We start from the raw sequence: 20,951 nt of genomic DNA, 5'->3' as shown, positions 1-20,951 counted from the left end.
AAAAAAGGGTGAAAACATTTTCCTAATTTCAATTCAAATTTGTAACATTGCACTCGCAAAAAAGGAATACCTTTTTTCCGGGCCTATAGCTCAGCTGGTTAGAGTAGAAGACTCATAATCTTTTGGTCCCTGGTTCGAGCCCAGGTGGGCCCACTGCTTTAAACCCCTTTAAGGATGACTTAGAGGGGTTTTTTGTTGCTCTCCGTCGAAACTCAATTTTTCTGGGAAGATCGAACCAATTATTTCTCTTTTTATGGCAACTGTACCATTTCTAGGTAGTAAATCTAAGTTTAAAACAACATTGACAGCTGTTTTAGTTGATTTTCTAGGTTTACTTTGGGACTTTCATTGTCTAATAGTTTTGCTTCTAATACAGTTATTTAAATTTAAGCTTGACACCTTACCCGGTACCAAGTACGAATATAACGGCAACGCCATGACAATCCTTATTCTCTTACTTGAACGCATATATCATCAACCGTATGAGCTGTTAGTGACAAATTACCTTAAAAACCACCTTGGTCTTTACGATACAGGAACAAAAATTCCTGTGAACCAGTTAAACCGTTTTATTCAGGGATATAAAGATGTGTCACGTCCTGTACAATGGTATGATTTGATTTATTTTAATTCATATTCAACTTCAATGGTTAATGTAGGTCTTTTAAATTCCTTATCATCCAAAGCGCAGTATTTAATCGTTTTAGGTAATGTAAATTCACCTATAGCAGCAAATTCAGCTTGATAAAGCACATCTGAAGTGGAATGTCCCTCACTAGAGTAGCTATGAATAATTAACTTGCCTAATATTCTTTCAACTTGTTTGGTTGTCGGATTAATCATCACATTGATGTCTTTGAGATAATGATTTATATTTTCAAGTTTACTGCTTATCTTAATTCTATTTTCATTCTGGATACTGCTGTCCTGAGCGGAAAAAAAGGGAAAGGCCATTACCCAGATCAGTTCTTTACTGGTGGAAGATAAATAGAGATTTTCATCGCTTTCTATTCTTGGATATTTGTTTTCCACATTGCCCAAAGAGTCATATTGAAGAACCGTAACCGTAAGTTTGCGGCCTTTTACGTGAGATAGACCAAATTTTTGGTAATCAAATAAAGGCTCTATCGGTGCCATTTTTTTTTCGAGCAAATCGTCAGAGATAGAATTTTCAATATCCATTTTAATTAGATCTGTAATTCTATTTTTAAACGTTTCGTAAGGTTCAATTTTATCGAAATACCCCCAGATTTGAACGCCTTTTCCTACTGCTTGTTTACCCCTTTCAGATTGAAAAAGGACCATGTGTTCAAAGAATCTCCCGCCGAGATTAACTTTATCAATGCTTTTTTCTAAAGTTCCATCAGGTTTCAGTACGTTTAAATTGAAATAGTTCCTCTTTCGTAGCTTCTGAGGATTTCCAAATAGTTCGTAATTTTTTTGCACTTTTTTTTTCTTACTTATTTGAAAAATATATAAGCTATTGTGGAAGAGATAATCTGAAAGAAGTTTATGTTTGATTTGATTTTCTTTGCCATCAAAATCGGGATATGTTTTGATCAGCTCAAGTAAAGGATCTTTGAAATAGACTTTTACATTATAGTCAGATAGTTTAAACTTGTCTACTTCTTTGAATTCTGTAACGTTCTGACCGAAAATATTTAAATTTAAAACGGCTATAAAAGCAATAGATAGGAAAAGAAAAAGAGATTTTCTTACTTGGAGCATTATTTGAATATTTACTCAAATCTTGATATTTAATTCTTATAAACCAAATTTAGTTTGTAAATGGACATTTAATCAAAAATTGGCCACTGAATTATTTTGGTGGAAGATGTTAGTCCTCAAAAAATAGTTCAATTTATTTTAATAAATCATCGATTGAACATAAATCAGATAGGAAATGGTTCGAGAAGGCGCCCAGGTGGGCCCACAAACCCTCTTTACATTCCGTAAAGAGGGTTTTGTTTTTATTTATTTGCCTTAATTTTTATCAGGCTTAGAAGACAGTTGATAAGTAGAAGTACTTTCCTGTATAAATATTTATTTACTTAACTACGGTTGCTTCTAATTCTACCTTCAACGTTTCAAAAAGACTTTTAACTTCAAATACCGTACTAGCCTGTTTTATTTTATTTTTAATTATCCAGGCTTGCAGTACGTCAAAATTTTCAAAAAGCGCTGTAGATTCAGTTGTATATATATTGAGGCGAACAATGTTTTTCATTTCGTACCCGGCACAATGAATCACTTTCTCCAGGTTTTCGATAGTCTGAACCAACTGGCTTCTGATATCTGCATCACTCGAAATGCCGTCATCGTTTATGGCCGTTTGTCCGGAAATATACAATGTGCTTTCTACATTCCTTACTTCAACAGCCTGGCTATATGATCTGGCATCCTGCCAGGTCCATGGGTTAATTTCTCGCTTTTCCATATATGTATTTTTGCATTATTTAATGCAAAAGTCTACATACCCACCTGGAAGTAGGCGTGACAAACATCACAGATTTTAAATATTAAGAACCAAGCCGACTTAAAGTTTCCCGGGAGACACCGAGATATAAAGCCAACGTTGCTTTTGGTACACGTTGCAGTAAACCTGGGCTCTTATTGATCAAGTTTTCATATCGCGCTCGAGCATCAGAAGTGAGAAAAGACAGTATGCGTTCTTGTGATCCAATGTGGCCAGCGATAGACTTCATAAGGAAAAAGTGCTCCATTTTTTGCAGACCATTACAAAGCCTATTGAAGTTTTCCAATGATAGCGAGTAGGTCTCGGTATTTTCGAGACACGCCAAAGAGAAAACGGCCCTACGTTGAGCATAATAGGCATTGAAATCAGTCTCCCACCAATCTTCCATGGCAAACGATACAATGTGCTGCTTTGCGGATTCGTCCATATAAAAGAGCTTTACAAGTCCTGATAAAATAAAAAAGACATCTTTAACGTGGTCTCCAGCCTGAATTATGAATTGGGTTTTCTTAAAGGATTGTAACGCAAAATGACCTATGACGAAATCAAATTCGTTGTCTGTAAGTTTTACCACTTTTTCAATATGGTCCCTTAATATTTTCTTTGGATTATTGATCAAACCTATACAAACTAGTAATAATTATTTGCATAAAGATACAGACTCAATAGCCTGTTATACAACAACGATGTACAACTAAATTTTGCATTTCAGTTAGCAGGTCAAGAGAACAATTAATTACCGTGGAATCGCCGGAAAGGCAAGTCTCAGCAGTGACCCGAAGACACCAGAACAAAGCGCGGCATTCAGAGATGATAAGAACGTGGAAAAGGATAATAATCCATTGATCCGGGGTATCTAAACTTTTGCGTAACAAAACATACATAAAAAACAGAATAATGATAGCTCGCCTAAGCTGAGTGCCAAAATGACAAATGGGGAATCTTTACCACTCAAAGAATTTTGTTGATTGTGGCCGCGATCTTTACCGGGGGAGAACCACTCGTAAAAATCACTTCCAAAGATGATTTTTCTAAAATTGAATCATATTTTCCTGCTCAATTCTAAAGAGCAAATCCAGAAATTGGGCCGAAAAAAACTGCATTACTGAACGGCAGATCTTAAAGAAGTACAGTATTTGAGAAAATAATTTCTAATACAACATAAAGGAAAGGGAGGCTGTACCTTATTCTTTTTTTAACATCCCTAAAGCTATAATTAATGGGTAGTTGGATTACCTTTATTTAATAATTGTACAATCTTTTCCAGCATTGCGAAAATATCAAATGGCTTTTTAACAAATTCTTCTGCCCGGCAACCACTGTTCATCTGTTGCATATCGGCATGTGCGCTCATCATAATTACTGGTGTGGCTGAAGTTTTTGGTGACGACTTTAATATCTTGCATACCTCAAGGCCATTGCCATCAGGTAACATTACATCCAATATGAAAAGATCCGGACTGGAATCTTTTTTGGTTAAAAAATTATTCACGGTAGTGTAGCATTCTACCTCATAACCTTCTTCTGAAAGGAGAAACTCTAATATATCCCTAATGCCCTGATCATCTTCAAGTATTCCGATCAGTTTGTTCATATTAATTTAATTCTGTTCATAAACTGATGACTGTTATAGCGTAAAGGAACAATTTAACATTATTCACCTGAAGTTGCGTTGTCTTTTGCATCCTCTTCATATCTCTTTTCTTTTTTATCCTCGTGTACAATAAGTGATTCAGGGTTAGCGGCCGCAGGATTAGAACCTGTACCCGAAGTTTTTGGCAAACTTAAAAGATCATTGTTATCGCGCTCAGGAGTGATTTCTATGTCTGTATTACCTAATGCAATCTGGTTTAGCTGCTCGGAATCGTTTCTTTGATCCGTTTGTCTTTCTTGTTTTTCGTTTTTTTCTGTATCTGACATAGGTTTAGTTTTATGAAAATAAACAGCATAAAAAGGCCGAAAGTTTTAATTAATGAAAAAGAACATTCCCTGCAAACTTATTTTTGGCGTGGTTTGCGGTTGCGCTTGTACAGAGTTGCTGATGAGATTTCTTCAACCTGTAAAACGCGTTCCCGTTCGCGCTGTTGTTTTCTATACCTGCTGATAAAGGTATTGCGCATGATTATAAAAAGCCAGCCCTTTATATTGGCTCTCTGGTCAAATTTTGCGGCAAACCGCGTGGCCTTTACCAACGTATCCTGCAAGAGATCATTTGCATCATCAATGTCGTTCGTAAACTTTAATGCATGTGAACGTAGGGCGCCTGCATGAAGCTTGATGTTGTTCGTAAATTCGTATTGTTTCATAGGTAGATATTTTTTAAGATGTAATAACTTTCAACAAAGCATATACCATTTGGCATGGCCATTTTCTACCTAAGCAAGGGTTCGCGTATAAGCCGCGGATCGGAAAATAGGGGGTGTTTTTTCTTCTGGAGGATACTGTTTCAATAAAATTTTCAGCAAAAAATAAAATGATTTTTATAGCATTTCCTTCCGATCAGTTCCTGGGGAAATTCATAAAATGATACTATTTATGGGTGGAACAATACCAAAGTTGAATGCTGGACTTTAAGATGTTTTAATATAAGATTGATGTAACGAAAGCACAAGTCAGGCGACGGCTAAGGCCCTCGGCACTAAGACTTGCGCTAGAATGGGTTTTTAGAGAGATTAATGTATTGATTTAATGAAAGCTCATTCAGACGACGGCGCTAAGAATTGTTCTATAATTGGCGACAGATGATGAAAGAAGCAAGGGTTGATCAAGATTGATGTAACGAAAGCACAAGTCAGGCGACGGCTAAGGCACTTAGCGCTAAGACTTTTGCTGGAATGGGTAATAAATCATTAAGTTAAGCCATCGGCTTAGGTATGCATAATTTAACCACAGATAAAAAGGATGCACACAGATATAAAAATCCGTGTTTATCTGTGTACATCTGTGGTTAAAAACCTTAACTTAATGACATTGGGGTTTACACTTCCTCACCTGTATTAATTGAATAGGAGCGACCAGATCAAAACACACCCATTCAAACAAATTAATCTACTTTAAATACCACGGCGGTCACATAAGGCATTTCTGAAGGGCAATTTATAATCAATCCATCATTCTGTTGTTTCCACTCCAGTTTACCCTTATATCCTACCAAGCTTACATTTTTTATTGCTTTATTTAAATAGTTCTGCTCCACACCAAGGGATTTGATTTTTAACCCAGCTCCTTTTTCTGGTGCAGTCATGCAAAAAGCATAAAGTGACCCGTTTTTACCTATCGTAAAACGAAAATCTTCTTTGCTGAATTTGAATTCTGCCTGTTTCCTTCCCAATTTTCCGCCAGGTAGCATTTTTAGCTTACCGTTTTGCTGTTCCCCTTCTCCCGGGATTTTCCAGGACCGGCTTCCGTATACCGCTTCCCCGTTCCTGCGCATCCATATACCTACTTCTTTAAGCATCTTTAAACTGCCTTCATCCAATGAACCGTCTGGCAGTAATGAAACACAAAGTGCAGCATTGCCGTCTCTGGCGATTGCCTCAATCACATATCTGATCATCATGCCGGAATCATAGGTAAAGTTGGGTGCATAATACCAATCTCCAACAGGCGCTTCTGCAATCCAGGGCTGATTTGTTTTAATGTTTTCCGGAATAGCGAATTCCTCTGTAGTAACTGTACCGTTGGTTTTGTCACGGAACTTGACAATACTGAAGGTATTCACCTTTCCACGATGTGCCAGGGTTCTGTTGTAGTAGTCTGCAATTACGCTCTGCATAGCATCAGCCTTATAACCGGTACCTGTACCATTACCCGTAAAAGGCCCCTGTACCGTGCCATCTGTATAAATAAAGTCAGGATCATAGTGCTCTACCACATCCATCATGCGCATTGCCCAATTTGTTGCATACCATTTGGCATAATCCAGGTGTTTGCTGAATATTCCCGGCGAAGGCGGCGACCAGGGACTGTGCGATTTTTCTGCCACCCCCTTGTATTCACGCAAGTCAATTCCATAGAGCATGCGTGGGTCGTAACCCTCCCACCATTTACCTTTTCCATCCGCAAGCGTAAGATTACCATCATAAGGGATTCCTTTTTTTGCACCTTCAGTATCGCTGCCGAATGCTGTTTGCCACCACCACCAGGTATATTCGTGATGAAAGGTAACACCATAGCGGATATTATTTGCACGGCATGCTTTTGCCCATTCCCTTAACAGATCTCGTTTAGGTCCGATATTGACAGAATTCCATGGCTGATATTTCGAGTTCCATAAATCATAGTTGTCATGATGTACACCCTGGATCATTAAAAATTTTGCTCCGGCATCTTTATATATTTTAGCCAGTTTTGCCGGATCCAGCTTTTTAGGGTTCCAATCACGAAGAACTTCTTTGTATCCGGCTTCTGATGGATGACCATATTTTTCCTGATGTTTTTTATATGCGGGGGTACCTGGAGTATATAGCCTGCGCGCATACCAATCTCCACTTTCACCAGATGCCTGTGGCCCAAAATGAACCCAGATGCCAAACTTCGCGTCTCTTAACCAGGCTGGATCTCCCGGATAATTGGATTCAATAGATGCCCAGGTAGGCTTGAAGGGGCCTGGGTAAATAGGTAAATTAAGTTTTACTTCAGAAAATGAGTTCCAGTCGCCCATTGGCGTACTATCTATTGCTCCTGGAGGAGGTATCTGTGGTATTGGAGTGACTGCCTTTACAGCACTTTTTTTATTTGTTGATTGTGCCCGTATTGTTGTAAAACAAAGTAAAATAATAGCAAAGCAGATACTGGCTTTTAAAATTTTCATCATGAATTAAATTAATATTGTAATCTAATCGACCTCAGCAACACAAATGCTGATGAGGTCAAGATTAATAAACTTCAATATAACACTTATTTTTAATCTATAAAATCAATTGTAATATGATTGCAAGCCTCTTGTTTGTTTTACCTTTATTAGCGTATGTCTTAGTGTGCGGGGTGACGGGTTGGCTGAGTTGTGCTCTCATAACACCTCACTAATTGGAGTTTTTAGAGAGATTAATGTATTGATTTAATGAAAGCTCATTCAGACGACGGCGCTAAGACTTATGCTAGAATGGGGCGACAGATTACGAAAGAAGCAAGGGTGATCAAGATTGATGTAAAGAAAGCGCAAGTCAGGCGACGGCTAAGGCCCTCGGCACTAAGACTTGCGCTGGAATGGGTTATCATCCTTTAGGCATTTCCTGGATTTCGCACCTGTTTGCTTCTCAAATCGGGTAGTAAATGATTAAGGCTTGTAAATCTTAAATGATGCCTGGCTTGCCAGACAAGCTGTATGCTTTGATAGGGAAGGAGCAATTTATACAAGCGCTGATTCTCAGGAAGTATCTTATTATAGGGCTGCCGGACCGGCAGCCCTATGGATATTATTAGCTTATTATTGCTCCGGAGAGAAATGAGCATTTAGTGCAGCTGAGGTGGAGCTAAAGAAGCCCCCTACAATGGTAGTCATTGTTTTAAATGCAGCTGTATTTTCAAAGCCGAAGCTGACCTCCAAAAGTAGCTCCACACGGTTGTCATCCATCACGCTCACCTTAAATGAACCTGTGTAGCCATCGATTCCTGTTACCCCATCGGCCGTATAACTGTAGCTATAAGTATCATGTTCAGCCAATGTCTCTATTATTTTGATACCGCTGGGTAATGTGATGGATCTCACTTTACCTTCTATTATGAAAGTGTCCCAGAACGGTTTTGAGAAATCACAGGTATAACCGGCCACGAGGTCTTTCATTCCCGGGGCGAATACCCATTTCTTTTTGATGTTGAACTTTCTCCCATCGGGTATCACCTGTAAAGGAATATAAAGCTCCCCGTAAACTAAATCGGTTATCGCATCAGTATCCATAATTCCCTTAGTGTATTTGACCACCCATCTTGAATTCGCTTTGGTGCGGTCTTTTTCTTCTGGTTCACAGCTCACTTTGAGATTCAGTTCGCGTTCAATCAGATCATAAATCGGATTATCGCTTTCGGATGATTTCAGAATACCGCTTACCGAGTGACCATAGTTGAGCAAAATAGAAAGCCAGCCCATTGTGGTTCCTCTTGGCACGGTGATCAAAAACAGGCGTTCTGTGAAAGAAATCAACCGATCAACCTTATTCTGATCCATGACTGCTCCATTGTTCAAAAGCAGGTTCAGTTCTTCATATAAAACATCCGCCCTGCTGGCCAGGTAGGTCGGTGGCCCCTGCATCAGCGCCTGGGTGTAATCTGCAGGAAGATGGTCGATTAGCCAGGTTGGGATATCATCCAGGTTGGCATCAAATCCTGTTGGCCACCGCGAAGTTTCCACCCGTTGCAATGGATCCATTTCAAGCAAAGTTTTGCCTTCATTGTAAATTTCGCGCTGGAAGATATTCTGGTGTTGATCGTTGGTGACAGAAATGATGAAGGGATCAATCGGTTCCCCGTCTTTTGATACCAGATGGTTGTCTCCGTTTAAAAAAGGCCTTATGCCGTCCTTTTCAAGCAGGTTGAGGCGTAGGGAACTCCCCGTGCTCAGCACATCCGAAGAATCATATTTCACCAGGTCATTGAGACCATTAACCTCCAGGTATTGTTGTACGCCCGAAGTCTGCACCGCACCAGTGGATTGCATGATCTGTAAAGGCACGTATCCGGCTGTTGCCCCGCTGTTAGCAGTTACCTGTAGGGTAAGATCAATAATATTGACACCTATAGGGGGCAATTTTTCCCTTGGTTCCCTTAGGATATTTTTTTGTCCGGGAAGGTCTTGCCATACCAATGCGCGGTCAAGCGTCCGTTCCCCGTCTGCGGCATGCAGCATATGCGTTCCAGTACAGCCGGACTCATCAGTCGGTGGGTCAGGGTCTGTAGAAAGCTGGACCAGGCCGAAACCGCCGAAGCGCAGCTTGAGTACCAGTGTGTCTTCGAATATCCTGTCCTGTTCATTCGGATCTTTAGGTTCCTGGCCAAGCATTGAAGGGTTTTCACTAAACAGTCCTGCATCTGGGAATTCCTGCTGATAGTTCAGGTCGGGCATGGTGTTGGAATAACCGCCATGTTCGCGGAAAGGAAACTGTTTTTCGAACTCGTTCAATCTCGAAAGTCCGGAAAGCCTCGTAATGATCATTTCTGCCTGATAACCGCTAAAATTGGCTTTAACCACCTCAATCTGTTCTTTGGCCCAATCAGATACATTTGCCAGTACGCGGAGTGCCAGATAATCGACCTGTTTATTGATGGCTTCGCTTCGCTCGTTATCTAAAAAATAATCTGCCAGTTGCGTTGCGTCTGTCGGTAAACCTGGCAGCGCATCCTTATCGAGCCTGAACATTGCCTTCAGGTCAACTGGAAAAAAGGAGATAAGCTCTAAGAACGGTCTGATAGACAGGGACATCATCGGCCAGGTGGCGATCATCTCAATTGCCAGTCTCCGGTCTTTGTCGGTCTCCCAGAGTTTGACCTCATAAATACGGGAAAGCCATGACAGCATCACCAGGTAACAGGCATTGAATTGTTTGGGCATTTCGGCAACCAATTTTTTTAGGGAGTGGTTGTCCATATCTATTGGCAGCGGATCCCGGTTTGCACTGAAAGTAGTGCCCACATTTTTGCAGAGCTGCTGTTCAAATTCCATATCCATATAGATCATCACAAACCTGTATAGGTGTGATTGGCGACACAGTTCTGCATCTGCAAGCCATGGGGGCGTGCTGTATCCTTTGGTTCGGGCATTCCTTTTGTCCTTTTTCCAGGCATCAAGGTAGTGTCTTGTCCCGCCAATTTCGGTTACTTTGGCCAAAAAACGTTCTGCTGTGGCTTCAAATCCTTCAAATCCTTCTCCTTCCTCCACAATTTCATTTACGATGCTTTCTACATTTTTAAAGTAACGTAATGCATTTTGTGCGTTTGCCGTTGAAAATTCTGTGTAGTTTTTGCTCCTGTAGACAGGGCCAACGGGCAGAAATCCTTCACCGGCAGCAAAACCTTGCATTTCGTTGTTGAAACCAAGGTTTGAATTTTTAACCTTGCCGGTGTCGAAGGCCTGCTGGTAGAGGGGAAGGATCCCTTTGGTGTAAAAGTCTCCGATTGACTGAAAACGCACATATTTAAGGTCTTCCTCTGCATCGGGCAAGGCTTCCAGAAGGGCAGCCTTTAACATCCCCTCGTCACTTGGTGCCAGGTTGAGGTAGATATCGTTCAACGCCTTTTTCATGTCGTCTCTTTTTTGCTGGTCGGCGATGTTGTACAGGATCCCTTCGAGATGAAAATCCAGTTCAAACTCATAGAGTTTCTGGAACAGGGCTTTGTTCTGGTCACCGAACGGGCTTGAATCCTGTAGAGAATCTGTCGATTCAAAAAGAATGAACTGTTTGATCTGCTTACTGGTTAATCCTTCCAGGGGGATTTCGGTACCCTCATCCTGGGTCTCCCCGGGCTGGTAAATGTCCCAGTTGGAGATAAACCAGTTACCGGTGTCTTTTTTCCGGTCTGGCAGGGCAAAGCTTGGAGACTCATCAAGCGCGCGCAGTAAGCACTGCACGTAGTGGAGGTGCATCATCTCTTCGTGTGAAACACCAAGGATACTCTGCTTCCACTGGCGGGCCTTTTCAAATTGGATAGCTTTCCTCAGGTTGGGTTTGCCGTTGCTCAGTAGGGCAAATTCTTCTGGCAGGCTTTTAATGGTTGATGCCGTATACAGATAAGTATCCAGCAGGCAATGTTCAAGCTTGGAGGCCTGATGCAACATGCCCACGAGCATGTTCAGTTCATTGTTTTTCATGGAGCGTAATTGGTTAAGATGCGTTTGTTTAATTTATCTGGTTAAGGACATAAATTTATATAATTTTTGATTGATTTAGTGACTTTCGTAAAATCTTTAGATTCTAAAACCTATCTATAAATGCGACAAAAACTCAAAATTACATTACCATCTATTGTTCGATATTTACTTTTGCAGCAAAAGAAGATACTGTTTTTGTATCAGTACTATCTACGACTACGTAAATACCTAAAATATTATTTTGATATACTGTATTAGCACTTGTAACACTTGAGTCTGGAAAATCGATATCTATCCAATTTGCTTCTCCAAATGATCCGTCAGAATTTCTACTAACAGAAACAAATGATGCTCCATTTTTTTCTCCATTTACTGTAAGCCAATCCGATGGCATATTATAACCACCCTTTTTAGAAATTGTAATGCCTTCAAAATGAGTTATTATAGACAAAACTGTTTCGTTTTTATAGCTAAATGATTTCAAATTACTGGTTTGTTTCGTTTTAGAATTATAATCAACCAAAAAGGCCTGACTTATTTTGCCGAATTTTGGGCTTGTATATCCTCCTGCCATAGTATAACTATCTTCACCATTATGCCAAATGCCATACAAAGTAGTGGTTAATGAATCGGGTACTTTAAAGTCTGTACATTTTTTATTGACTATGTCATAGAGAAATGCGTATCCGTTTTTATCATTATCAACATCATAATTTCCAACAGCAAGACCACCCATTACACTATGAACAAATACATTATTTGTATTCCCGTCATTGGGTGACACCTGAACCCACGTTCCTGAACCATCAACAGGACCCTCGTAAAAGAATCCTAGATTTCCACTAGGGGCTTTACCGGTAGAGGCTGATATTTTATAAGATCCAACTAACTGTATCGTACCATGAGGTCCGTTATTAGGTCCGTAGCAAGAAGTATTAATAACGGTAGCTTCTGGTGAACCCGGAAAATTAACATTATACCACTTTCCTTCGTTACCGCTTCCTTTAATTGTTCCCTCATAAATTAATCCCTGAACAAGATTATTCGAACCTACTAAACTGCCTGCGATATATACATTTTCAGATCCCGAAACTCCTCTGATTCCTTGTATGGTTGTTTGCCCGGCAGGATTATTAAAATCTGCATAACTTACTGTATTTACCTCTGATTTTATATTTTGTGACATAATTTTGCTTTTATTATTACTATTTGAGTGGTTGTATTTTAGATTTTAAAGGTGTTTTTAGTCGAATGTCGTATTACTAATAAACATCTTTTGGCATATTGACCCAGAGTTTTTCTATCTCAAGTTGATGCAATTGCGCTTCTAAATCTTTTCTGATTTCGCTATATGCCGGATCGTAAGCAAGATTGGTACTTTCTAACGGATCATTGACTAAATCATACAGTTCATATTGTTTGAAATAAGCTGTTGAAGCATCAAAGTAATAATCGAATTTCCACTTTTCTGTTCTGATACAACGAATACGATTAGCAGCTTTTACAATCGTCCAGCTGCTATTAGAGCCTGCCTTAATATCATCATAAGTAAATAAGATACTATGCTGAACAGGAGTATTATTCTCCATTACAGGAAGTAAACTTGTACCCGCAAGTCCTGTAGGTGGATTTGATACATTTGCAATATCAATAAAAGTGGGCATAATATCGGCCAATGTCGCCAATGCCATTGATTGTTTTATTTTCTGATCCTTAAATAAAATTGGATTTGAAATTACAAGTGGTACTCTTAATGCTTCTTCATAAGCAACAAAAGTTTTCTGTCGCAATCCTCCGTGAGCCAAACCCATTTCTCCGTGATCAGATGTTAAAGTAACAATTGCAGCATCTGCCAATTTATTTCCATGCTCATCTTCTTTGTATAATTCTTCAATCAGATATCCAATTTCTTTATCAACATGACTTAATAAATAACCATAAAAATTAATGTAGTTTAGTTTATCCTCTGCACTAGCAATTTCGCCCAGACTTAATGCCATATTGAGTAAAATTTGTTCCTGTGCCATTGGTTTTTTATTTTCAAGTAAATTTTCATTTATGGTATCAGGAAGTCCAATTTCTCTGCCCAACCAGCTTTCGGGATAGTATCCTGAAGTCCCTGCTGATTTTGGATACGCTAATACATCATGCGGGTTGACCAGTGAAAGAATAAGACAATACGGTTTATGATTTCCAGCAGCTCTTTGCGCTTTTACTTCCTTCAAATATTGTATGGCTTCGGCTGTATATTTTGCATCGTGATTTGCATATCCACCACCAAAATTAAGGGGATTAACATCTTCGCCGGCATCTGGAGCAACCCATCCCATTGCTCCGTATAATGAAATATCTGCAGCGGTTAAACTTTCGTAATTTGTTTTAGTTCCATTAGGCGCTACTCCTTTACTCATATGCCATTTGCCTCTGTATTGCACATCATATCCATCTGCCCAAAGTACATTCATTATATTGGGCAAAGAATTACTTAGTGTTGGTTCTTGCGGAGATAAAAGACCTCCTTCGGTTAGCGTTTGGCTTACACCATGTTTGGCAGGATATGTTCCTGTAAATAAGGTTGCCCGGCTTGGGGAGCACATACAGGTATTGCAAAAAGCTCTGTCAAAACTAAATCCATTCTGTTTTAGAAAAGTTAGCGTTGGGAGATTTTTCTCTTCCCATCCAGGCGGAAAATGTTGTGTGGCACGTTGCTCATCAGTAACAATAAGAATCATGTCAGGCTTTTGCCCAATTTCATTAAGTTTTTCTTTTAAGTTCATTGTTTATTTGTTTATTATTATGAAAAGGATGTAAGGTTCTGTCAATTGTTGGATAACCCTCAACAACCATAGGTTTTAAAGGGTATTGCCAATTGCAAGCCCGTAAGAAAAAATGAAATAGAAATTCAAGGTAAAACTTTACACTTCTTCGTTTGGTATACTAAATGTAGTCAGGAAAAAAACACAGTCAAATACTTAATTTTAAGTATTTGAACATCTATAAACAAAGGTTTTTTATCTTACGGTCTGTTTCAACTAAAAAAGACTCGCCCGATGCCCTTTACTAGCGCAAGTCCAATGTCATTAAGTTAAGTTTTTTAACCACAGATGTACACAGATAAACACGGATTTTTATATCTGTGTGCATCCTTTTTATCTGTGGTTAAATTATGCGTACCTAAGCCGAGGGTTTAACTTAATGACATTGAGCGCAAGTCTTTAGTTTGCGGAGTGATGGGGGTGGCTGACTTGTGCTTTCATAACAACTTAACTAATTTAGACTTTTAGAGATTAATACATTACTTTTAACTAAAGTAAAATTCAGCAGGCAATTGCTTAAGCCCGAGGCGCTAAGACTTGCGCTGGAATATGATCTTTCATTTTTGGAACATCATTCATCTTGTTTCTGTTCCATCAATTGATTTAGATTTTTATTTCCCTGTGAAGCATAAGATTTTTAATTAACTTACTAATGTCCCAAATTTAAATATTGTAGTTTTGTGATACGCAGAAACATATTGTTCGTTTTCTTAACGCCGATAATAAAATCTTAGCCAGAATAATTGATATATAAAGAATTTCCTCCCGGCCGGTTACTAGCTAAATTTATAAAAAGCTATTGGTGGTTTGATAATTCCACAGCTGAAAAACTGGACTTTACAATTTTGCCTGACGGCTATTTTGACCTTATCGTTTCACTTGAGCGTTACAAACAACAAGAAATTTCGCTGACTGGGTTGTGGACAAAACCAGTGGATGTTTCCATCGAACCTGGCAGACAACTTTTTGGGATACGGTTCAAATTATTAGCGGCCGACTACATTTTAAAGCAAAAAATTTCTGCAATTTTAAATAGTGAACAAGTAGTGAATAGCGGGTTTTGGCAATTAGACCAGCTTTCATTCAATAATGTAGAAACAATCATTGAAAAGTTGAATAAAACAATTTTTTCAGCTATATCCGATCAAAAAGGTATTGACATTAGAAAGGAGAATTTGTTCAATTTGCTATATCAGACCAATGGCGAACTATCAGTTGATGGATATTCTCAGCACGTATATTGGAGTAGCAGACAGATCAATCGTTACTTCCAGGACAGATTTGGTATCCCTTTAAAATCATATTGTAAGATTTTGAAATGTTTCGCATCCTTTTCATCTGTTAAAAAAGGGCAGTTCTTTCCCGAACAAAATTATTTTGACCAATCACATTTCATTAAAGATATGAAAGAAATTACAGGGAATAATCCAACAAAGCTTTTTGAAAACAAAAACGACCGATTTTTACAATTAGCCACGATGGAAGAAAAGTAATTTTGTATCATTAAAAAATTAAAGAAAGGCAAAATGAAATTTAGTAACATCAGGCTATTAGTAGACAACTTCGATAAATGCTTTACATTTTACAACGACATTCTGGGGTTGGAATGCTCTTGGGGTGGTTTAGGCGACAATTATGCAAGTTTCAATATTGGAAGCACCTCCGTACTTGCTTTGTTTAAAGCTGAGCTTATGAATACTGCTATAAATAAAGTGGTAAACAAAAATGACGCTGTACAAGACAAAACTGTAATTATTTTGCAGGTAGACAATGTGGATAAGGTGTACTCAGCACTTCGAAATAAGGAAGTGAATTTTTTATCAGAGCCGAAATCGATGTCAGATTGGGGAACCAGAGTTGTACACTTCAGAGACCCCGAAGGTAATTTAATCGAGTTATATTCTCAACTGGCAGAAAAAGCTGATGATTAACGGTCATTTAATTTACCATGTCTCAAAACGATGACGATCTCTGATTACCCTTACTAGCGCAAGTCTTAGTTTGCGGGTGATGGGTTGGCTGACTTGTACTTTCATAACACCTAACTAATTGGGACTTTTAAAGATTAATACATTGAATTTAACTAAAGCACAATTCAGCAGGCAATGGCTTAAGCCCGAGGCGCTAAGACTTGCGCTAGAATATGTTTTTAAAAACGAAAAAAGCCTGAAATCTTATGATTTCAGGCTTTAATTTTTCTGCGGAGAGTGGGGGATTCGAACCCGCGGACCCTTTAACAAGTCAACAGTTTTCAAGACTGCCGCAATCGACCACTCTGCCAACTCTCCGCTGCAAAAGTACAAACTCGGCTTAAAACTGCAAAGTCAGAATGCTTTTTTTTTATATAAACTTGATAATTACTTAACACAGAGGGAGAAAAAATTATTTCTTCTGTATATTTTCTTCAATTGGCTCCGATTTTTTGAACAAATTGAAGGTGGGGCGGATAATCTTCACACTTCTTTTGCTCACATCAACGCTGGCATTGAGCTCAAAACCGATCAATAAAATTAATGAATTGAGGTAAAGCCAGATCATTACTACGATTAATGTTCCTATAGAACCATACACTTTGTTGTAGGAAGCAAAATGGTTAATGTAGAAAGAAAATCCCCAGATGGTAAGAAAGGCAAGTATAGTAGCCAGCCATGAACCTGCGCTAAACAAGCGCCATTTTTTAGTATGCGATGGGCCGTAACGGTATAAAATAGAAATGGTGATGAAATACAAAATCGCCAATAATGCCCAACGGGTAAATTTAATGGTATAAACCAAAAAACTATCTTTTAAGTGCAGTTCGTCGTTAATCTTGTTCAGCAGAACTTCACCCAAGGCCATGGCACTAATGCAGATGATGATCGAAAAACAGATAATTATGGTGAGTACAAGCGCAATAAAACGTTGTTTTATCCAGCCCCTGGTTTCGATAATCAATGATGATTTATTAAAAGCCTTCATCAGGTTTTTAACCCCATTGGTAGCAAAAAACAGTGCTGATAAAAAACCGAAAGATAACAAACCCGTATTTTGCTTTTTAATGATGTCTTTCAATGTCGTTTCAAAGGCATCAAAAGCATTGTGGGGCAGTACCAGCTGAATTAAATTTAAAAGCTGATCCTGGAAACCTTTTATGGGTATAAAAGGGATTAAAGTAAACAGGAAAATAATCCCCGGAAAAATGGCCAGCATGAAACTGTATGCCAAAGATGATGACTTGTTTACCAATGCATCTTTTCCAATTTCACGAAAGAAAAACGTAGCTACAGTATACAAGGGTAATGGACTAAAACCAGGCAGAATGCATTCTTTCGTCCATTCTATAAATGTAGAATAGAGTTTAAGATGTAATAATTGCCTGTGTAACCATTCCATTGTATTGGTTAATTAAAAAACACCGATAATTTTTCCATAAAATTTTCGGGTGGATTTGTCGGTTTATTTTTCGCCATGTCAACAAAAACCAAGGTTGTTGCCCCAATGTTTATGAGTTCTTCTTTTTCGTTATACAGCTCATACTCAAAAAAGATCCTGATGCCTGGTAAAGTTTTGATAATTGTTTTTACAGTAATTTCCTGATCGTAAAGGGCAGGTTTAATATATTTGCACTTTAATTCTAAAACTGGCATCATAATGCCATCAGCTTCCATTGAGCTATAGCTCATGCCCAAACTGCGCAACATTTCTACCCGGCCAACTTCGTAGTATTGTGCGTAATTGCCATAATACATATAGCCCATCTGATCGGTTTCGCCATAACGAACCCTGATTTTTGTACTGTGGCTATACATTATTTAAATATATTTCTTTTGTTTAGCGCTTCACGGTATTTCCTAGCATTGATTTCGTGCTGAGCTTTATTTTCAGCGAAATTATGGTAACCAGAAAAATCTTCCTTCGCACACATGTAAATGTAATTGTTGTTATCGCGGTTTAGTACAGCATCAATAGCATTTATACTAGGCATCATAATGGGACCGGGAGGCAAACCTGCATATTTATATGTGTTGTAAAGCGATTGTACCTGCAATAATTTGCCGGTTACCCTTTTTACTGTAAAATCGTTGTTTGCAAAAATTACTGTCGGATCGGCCTGCAGCAATATGCCTTTATTTAAACGGTTTAAGTACAAACCCGCTATAATTGGCATTTCTTTGTCGTAAAGTGCCTCTGCATCTACGATAGAAGCTAAAGTGTAAACCTGTGCCGGGGTCAGGTTTAAACTTGCTGCCTTTTGCTTGCGGTCTGCTGTCCAGAATTTATCGTATTCCTTATGCATGCGCTCAAAGAAATCAACTGGCGAAATATTCCAGTACATTTCATAAGTATTCGGGATAAACATGGCATATACATTATCCTGGTTAAAACCATATTTACTGATCAGTGCTGTAGAATCTAACACATTGATAAAGCTTAACGAATCGGCTTCCAGGTTGCTGGCCAGATAGGCTGCAAAGTTTTCTTTCTTACGGATGTTATGGAATTTCAATTTAACGGGATCCTGGTTTCCGGCTTTGATCAGGTTAATCAACGTACGGTTGGTCATTCCTTTTTTTAAGCGGTAACGTCCGGGTTTAACACTTGTGGCTAAACTCATTTTTCCGGCAGCTGCAGTAAAAGAAGAAATGCTTTTTAACATACCTTGCTTTTTCAGCGTTGCAGTCAGGTCGTCATAACTGCTTCCTGTTTTAATGTATAAATATTTTTGATTTTCGGTAACGTTAGGGGCAAAGTATAGCCTGTAAATATTTAACGCAAAGTAACCGGCAATTAGAATAACAACAAGTGCAATGCCTATTGCTACTTTTTTGCCTGTACTCATGTTCTTTTTTTCTACTTCAGTCATCTGTAATATAATACTTTTATTGTTGTTTGTTAGATAGTGTAATATTAATCCTGGTGCCTATGGCCACTTTGGTTAACGAATCAGCCAGCATAGGATCTTGTTTAATAATCACAGCAGCAGCACTATCGGTAATAGGTCCATCATAAATAATGTTGCCTAAACTCAGGTTTGAACCCCTTAGGCTAAATTTAGCTTCATCAATGGTTAAACCCATTAGCTGTGGAATATCTACTTCTTCATTTCCACGTCCATCGCCTAAAACCAGGTTAATCCTTGAGCCAACAGGCACAATCTGTCCGGCTGTAATCGGTTGACCACCGAAGGAGGCTTCTAAAACCACATCACGACTTACATCTGGCTTATAGGTTGTATCTCCGAGCTTTAATCTCGAACTTTCTATAATGGCCTGTGCTTCCCTCAAAGTTTTAAACGCTATATCAGGGAATTTTGTATTCGGTGTTTTGCCTGCATTAATGGTTAAATAAATGGTCCGGTTATCTTTTACAAATGTATTGGGGTCAGGATCCTGGTCAATTACAATTCCGGCAGGCTGATCCATAATAAAAACAGAATCTACTTCATATTTTAATCCGGCATTTTCCAGTTTCTGAACGGCCTGCTCAAAAGATAACCCTTTTACCATAGGTACATTTAGGCCCTGTCCGTGTTTGGTGTAATATCTTAAACTAAAAAAAGCAACCAATAGAAGCACAACAACGGTTACTATCGCAGCTAAAATATTGTTTCTAAACGATTTGGTTTTTAAATAATCTATAAATTTAGACATGAATCTTAATTTGGGTTATGCGTACAAGCTCAAATGTAACTATTTTAATGATGGATTGAATTATCGAATCAATTTCTTCACCCAATCATTCAATTACTCACTCCTTCAATAATTCTCCTTCAATAATACTAAAGCACAAAGATATTTATATTTTTGAGGATATATTTATATTCAATTTCTATTTATAAAAAGGATTTTTAACATGAAGAAAACGATAGCATTGTTAACAGGCGGTACCACAGGCGAATGGGTTGTTTCTGTAAAAAGTGCAGCTACTATTGCGCAGAATATCGACTCGGATTTATACGATGTGTATAAGATTATGCTGAACGAAAAGGGCTGGTTTTATGAACCTGCCGATTCTGTTAAGATTGAAATTGATAAAAATGATTTTTCCTTAACACTTGAAGGAAGAAAAATTAAGTTTGATGGCGTTTTTATTGCCATACATGGTTCACCTGGCGAGGATGGGAAATTACAAGGCTATTTCGATATGTTAGGTATCCCATATACGGCCTGCGATGCATTAACTTCATCCATCACCATGAATAAAGGTTATACCAAAGCCGTTGTAGAAGGCATTGATAACCTGCACACCGCAAAATCTGTGCAGATATTTAAGGGTGGCAACTATAATTTAAATCAGATTAAGCAGGATTTAAGATTGCCATATTTTGTTAAACCCAACAGCGGGGGCAGTAGTATTGGCATGACTAAGGTAAAACATGCTGATGATCTGGAAATGGCCATTGAAAAAGCATTTAAAGAAGATAGTCAGATTTTAATAGAAGAGTTTGTAAGTGGCAGGGAGTTTTCGATCGGCATTTTCGGCGCCGAGGGCAAAGTTGTTGTTTTACCTGCAACAGAAGTAATCCCGAAAAATGAGTTTTTCGATTTCGAAGCAAAGTATACGCCTGGCGCAACAGAAGAAATTACTCCCGGTAGAATGAGTGCCGAGGAGGTGAGCCGTGTGCAAAAGGTGGTGAAGGAAGTATATCAGAAATTAAATTGCAGGGGAGTGGTACGTATTGATTATTTCCTAGAGGAAGGAACCGGCAAATTTTATTTTATCGAAATCAATACCATTCCCGGACAAACAGCAACCAGTTTTATTCCACAGCAGGTAGCTGCAATGGGTATTACGCTTAAAGCATTTTATACCCTTTTAATGAAAGAAACGCTGGGGTAGTACTTGTGAGTTTTGTCATTCTGAATGCAATGAAGAA

At 38.6% G+C, this 20,951-nt stretch carries 17 protein-coding genes and 2 tRNA genes; 4 read left to right on the top strand and 15 right to left on the bottom strand.

From position 1 onward, the window contains the following. Positions 1–79 precede the first annotated feature (79 nt). Positions 80–153: transfer RNA gene (locus BCL90_RS20205), tRNA-Ile, on the top strand. 468 nt (positions 154–621) lie between these two features. On the opposite strand, the gene BCL90_RS26055 is transcribed toward BCL90_RS20205, so the two are convergent. The 10 genes from BCL90_RS26055 to BCL90_RS20155 all read right to left on the bottom strand — a co-directional run bounded on the left by BCL90_RS26055 (position 622) and on the right by BCL90_RS20155 (position 14,056). Then, positions 622–1,728, bottom strand: a complete 1,107-nt coding sequence (locus BCL90_RS26055; protein ID WP_244095149.1) for a hypothetical protein — start codon at positions 1,726–1,728, stop codon at positions 622–624. A 319-nt stretch (positions 1,729–2,047) separates the two neighbouring features. Next, positions 2,048–2,437: a RidA family protein gene (locus BCL90_RS20195; RefSeq protein WP_121286556.1), complete on the bottom strand. Its 390-nt coding sequence runs from the start codon at positions 2,435–2,437 to the stop codon at positions 2,048–2,050. Positions 2,438–2,519: 82 nt separating this feature from the next. Beyond that, the gene (locus BCL90_RS20190) at positions 2,520–3,095 is read right to left on the bottom strand and encodes a Crp/Fnr family transcriptional regulator (protein ID WP_244095150.1); all 576 of its coding nucleotides are present in this window, start codon (positions 3,093–3,095) and stop codon (positions 2,520–2,522) included. Positions 3,096–3,692: 597 nt separating this feature from the next. After that, the gene (locus tag BCL90_RS20185; protein ID WP_121286553.1) at positions 3,693–4,070 is read right to left on the bottom strand and encodes a response regulator transcription factor; all 378 of its coding nucleotides are present in this window, start codon (positions 4,068–4,070) and stop codon (positions 3,693–3,695) included. Positions 4,071–4,129: 59 nt separating this feature from the next. Further along, on the bottom strand, positions 4,130–4,396 hold the full coding sequence (locus BCL90_RS20180; RefSeq protein ID WP_121286550.1) for a hypothetical protein: 267 nt from the start codon (positions 4,394–4,396) through the stop codon (positions 4,130–4,132). Between the two features lie 77 nt (positions 4,397–4,473). Next, the gene (locus BCL90_RS20175; RefSeq protein ID WP_121286548.1) at positions 4,474–4,782 is read right to left on the bottom strand and encodes an RNA polymerase sigma factor; all 309 of its coding nucleotides are present in this window, start codon (positions 4,780–4,782) and stop codon (positions 4,474–4,476) included. 737 nt (positions 4,783–5,519) lie between these two features. After that, complete coding sequence (locus tag BCL90_RS20170) at positions 5,520–7,292, bottom strand: alpha-L-fucosidase (protein ID WP_208529932.1); 1,773 nt, start codon at positions 7,290–7,292, stop codon at positions 5,520–5,522. A 612-nt stretch (positions 7,293–7,904) separates the two neighbouring features. Then, entirely contained in the window at positions 7,905–11,279 is a 3,375-nt protein-coding gene (locus BCL90_RS20165) for a ferritin-like domain-containing protein (protein WP_121286545.1), read from the bottom strand. Positions 11,280–11,430: 151 nt separating this feature from the next. Continuing rightward, entirely contained in the window at positions 11,431–12,465 is a 1,035-nt protein-coding gene (locus tag BCL90_RS20160; RefSeq protein ID WP_121286542.1) for a hypothetical protein, read from the bottom strand. 76 nt (positions 12,466–12,541) lie between these two features. Then, entirely contained in the window at positions 12,542–14,056 is a 1,515-nt protein-coding gene (locus BCL90_RS20155) for a sulfatase-like hydrolase/transferase (protein ID WP_208529933.1), read from the bottom strand. A gap of 782 nt (positions 14,057–14,838) precedes the next feature. On the opposite strand from BCL90_RS20155, the gene BCL90_RS20150 reads away from it, so the two are divergent. Further along, complete coding sequence (locus tag BCL90_RS20150) at positions 14,839–15,588, top strand: DUF6597 domain-containing transcriptional factor (RefSeq protein ID WP_121286539.1); 750 nt, start codon at positions 14,839–14,841, stop codon at positions 15,586–15,588. A gap of 33 nt (positions 15,589–15,621) precedes the next feature. Beyond that, on the top strand, positions 15,622–16,026 hold the full coding sequence (locus BCL90_RS20145) for a VOC family protein (protein WP_121286537.1): 405 nt from the start codon (positions 15,622–15,624) through the stop codon (positions 16,024–16,026). 270 nt (positions 16,027–16,296) lie between these two features. On the opposite strand, the gene BCL90_RS20140 is transcribed toward BCL90_RS20145, so the two are convergent. From BCL90_RS20140 to BCL90_RS20120, 5 genes are all read right to left on the bottom strand, one after another. Continuing rightward, a tRNA-Ser gene (locus BCL90_RS20140) sits at positions 16,297–16,383 on the bottom strand. Positions 16,384–16,477: 94 nt separating this feature from the next. Then, positions 16,478–17,467: a YihY/virulence factor BrkB family protein gene (locus BCL90_RS20135; protein ID WP_121286534.1), complete on the bottom strand. Its 990-nt coding sequence runs from the start codon at positions 17,465–17,467 to the stop codon at positions 16,478–16,480. A gap of 8 nt (positions 17,468–17,475) precedes the next feature. Next, positions 17,476–17,883, bottom strand: coding sequence for an acyl-CoA thioesterase (locus tag BCL90_RS20130; protein WP_121286531.1), 408 nt, complete (start codon positions 17,881–17,883; stop codon positions 17,476–17,478). Beyond that, positions 17,883–18,938, bottom strand: coding sequence for an endolytic transglycosylase MltG (mltG, locus tag BCL90_RS20125; protein WP_121286528.1), 1,056 nt, complete (start codon positions 18,936–18,938; stop codon positions 17,883–17,885). The genes BCL90_RS20130 and mltG overlap by 1 nt, the downstream gene beginning before the upstream one ends. 16 nt (positions 18,939–18,954) lie before the next feature. Next, positions 18,955–19,725 carry a PASTA domain-containing protein gene (locus tag BCL90_RS20120; RefSeq protein ID WP_121286525.1) on the bottom strand — a complete coding sequence of 257 codons (771 nt, stop codon included), beginning with the start codon at positions 19,723–19,725 and terminating at the stop codon, positions 18,955–18,957. A 202-nt stretch (positions 19,726–19,927) separates the two neighbouring features. Here BCL90_RS20120 and BCL90_RS20115 point away from each other — a divergent pair, with 202 nt between their 5' ends. Then, positions 19,928–20,914 (top strand): D-alanine--D-alanine ligase, encoded by a 987-nt coding sequence (locus tag BCL90_RS20115; RefSeq protein WP_121286522.1) that lies wholly within the window; start codon positions 19,928–19,930, stop codon positions 20,912–20,914. The last annotated feature ends 37 nt before the right edge of the window (positions 20,915–20,951 follow it).

The sequence above is a fragment of the Pedobacter alluvionis genome (assembly GCF_003664035.1).
Lineage (GTDB): Bacteria > Bacteroidota > Bacteroidia > Sphingobacteriales > Sphingobacteriaceae > Pedobacter > Pedobacter alluvionis.
Note: the sequence above shows the minus strand (reverse complement) of the source record. Positions and strands in the feature narration are given on the sequence as shown.

What these genes read in the sequence shown, in the direction of transcription:
- BCL90_RS20130 (WP_121286531.1), bottom strand. Translation starts at nt 17,883, where the DNA reads ATGTATAGCCACAGTACAAAAATCAGGGTTCGTTATGGCGAAACCGAT.
- BCL90_RS20165 (WP_121286545.1), bottom strand. Translation starts at nt 11,279, where the DNA reads ATGAAAAACAATGAACTGAACATGCTCGTGGGCATGTTGCATCAGGCC.
- BCL90_RS20145 (WP_121286537.1), top strand. Translation starts at nt 15,622, where the DNA reads ATGAAATTTAGTAACATCAGGCTATTAGTAGACAACTTCGATAAATGC.
- BCL90_RS20135 (WP_121286534.1), bottom strand. Translation starts at nt 17,467, where the DNA reads ATGGAATGGTTACACAGGCAATTATTACATCTTAAACTCTATTCTACA.
- BCL90_RS20170 (WP_208529932.1), bottom strand. Translation starts at nt 7,292, where the DNA reads ATGATGAAAATTTTAAAAGCCAGTATCTGCTTTGCTATTATTTTACTT.
- BCL90_RS20180 (WP_121286550.1), bottom strand. Translation starts at nt 4,396, where the DNA reads ATGTCAGATACAGAAAAAAACGAAAAACAAGAAAGACAAACGGATCAA.
- BCL90_RS20115 (WP_121286522.1), top strand. Translation starts at nt 19,928, where the DNA reads ATGAAGAAAACGATAGCATTGTTAACAGGCGGTACCACAGGCGAATGG.
- BCL90_RS20175 (WP_121286548.1), bottom strand. Translation starts at nt 4,782, where the DNA reads ATGAAACAATACGAATTTACGAACAACATCAAGCTTCATGCAGGCGCC.
- BCL90_RS20160 (WP_121286542.1), bottom strand. Translation starts at nt 12,465, where the DNA reads ATGTCACAAAATATAAAATCAGAGGTAAATACAGTAAGTTATGCAGAT.
- BCL90_RS20120 (WP_121286525.1), bottom strand. Translation starts at nt 19,725, where the DNA reads ATGTCTAAATTTATAGATTATTTAAAAACCAAATCGTTTAGAAACAAT.
- mltG (WP_121286528.1), bottom strand. Translation starts at nt 18,938, where the DNA reads ATGACTGAAGTAGAAAAAAAGAACATGAGTACAGGCAAAAAAGTAGCA.
- BCL90_RS20195 (WP_121286556.1), bottom strand. Translation starts at nt 2,437, where the DNA reads ATGGAAAAGCGAGAAATTAACCCATGGACCTGGCAGGATGCCAGATCA.
- BCL90_RS20155 (WP_208529933.1), bottom strand. Translation starts at nt 14,056, where the DNA reads ATGAACTTAAAAGAAAAACTTAATGAAATTGGGCAAAAGCCTGACATG.
- BCL90_RS26055 (WP_244095149.1), bottom strand. Translation starts at nt 1,728, where the DNA reads ATGCTCCAAGTAAGAAAATCTCTTTTTCTTTTCCTATCTATTGCTTTT.
- BCL90_RS20185 (WP_121286553.1), bottom strand. Translation starts at nt 4,070, where the DNA reads ATGAACAAACTGATCGGAATACTTGAAGATGATCAGGGCATTAGGGAT.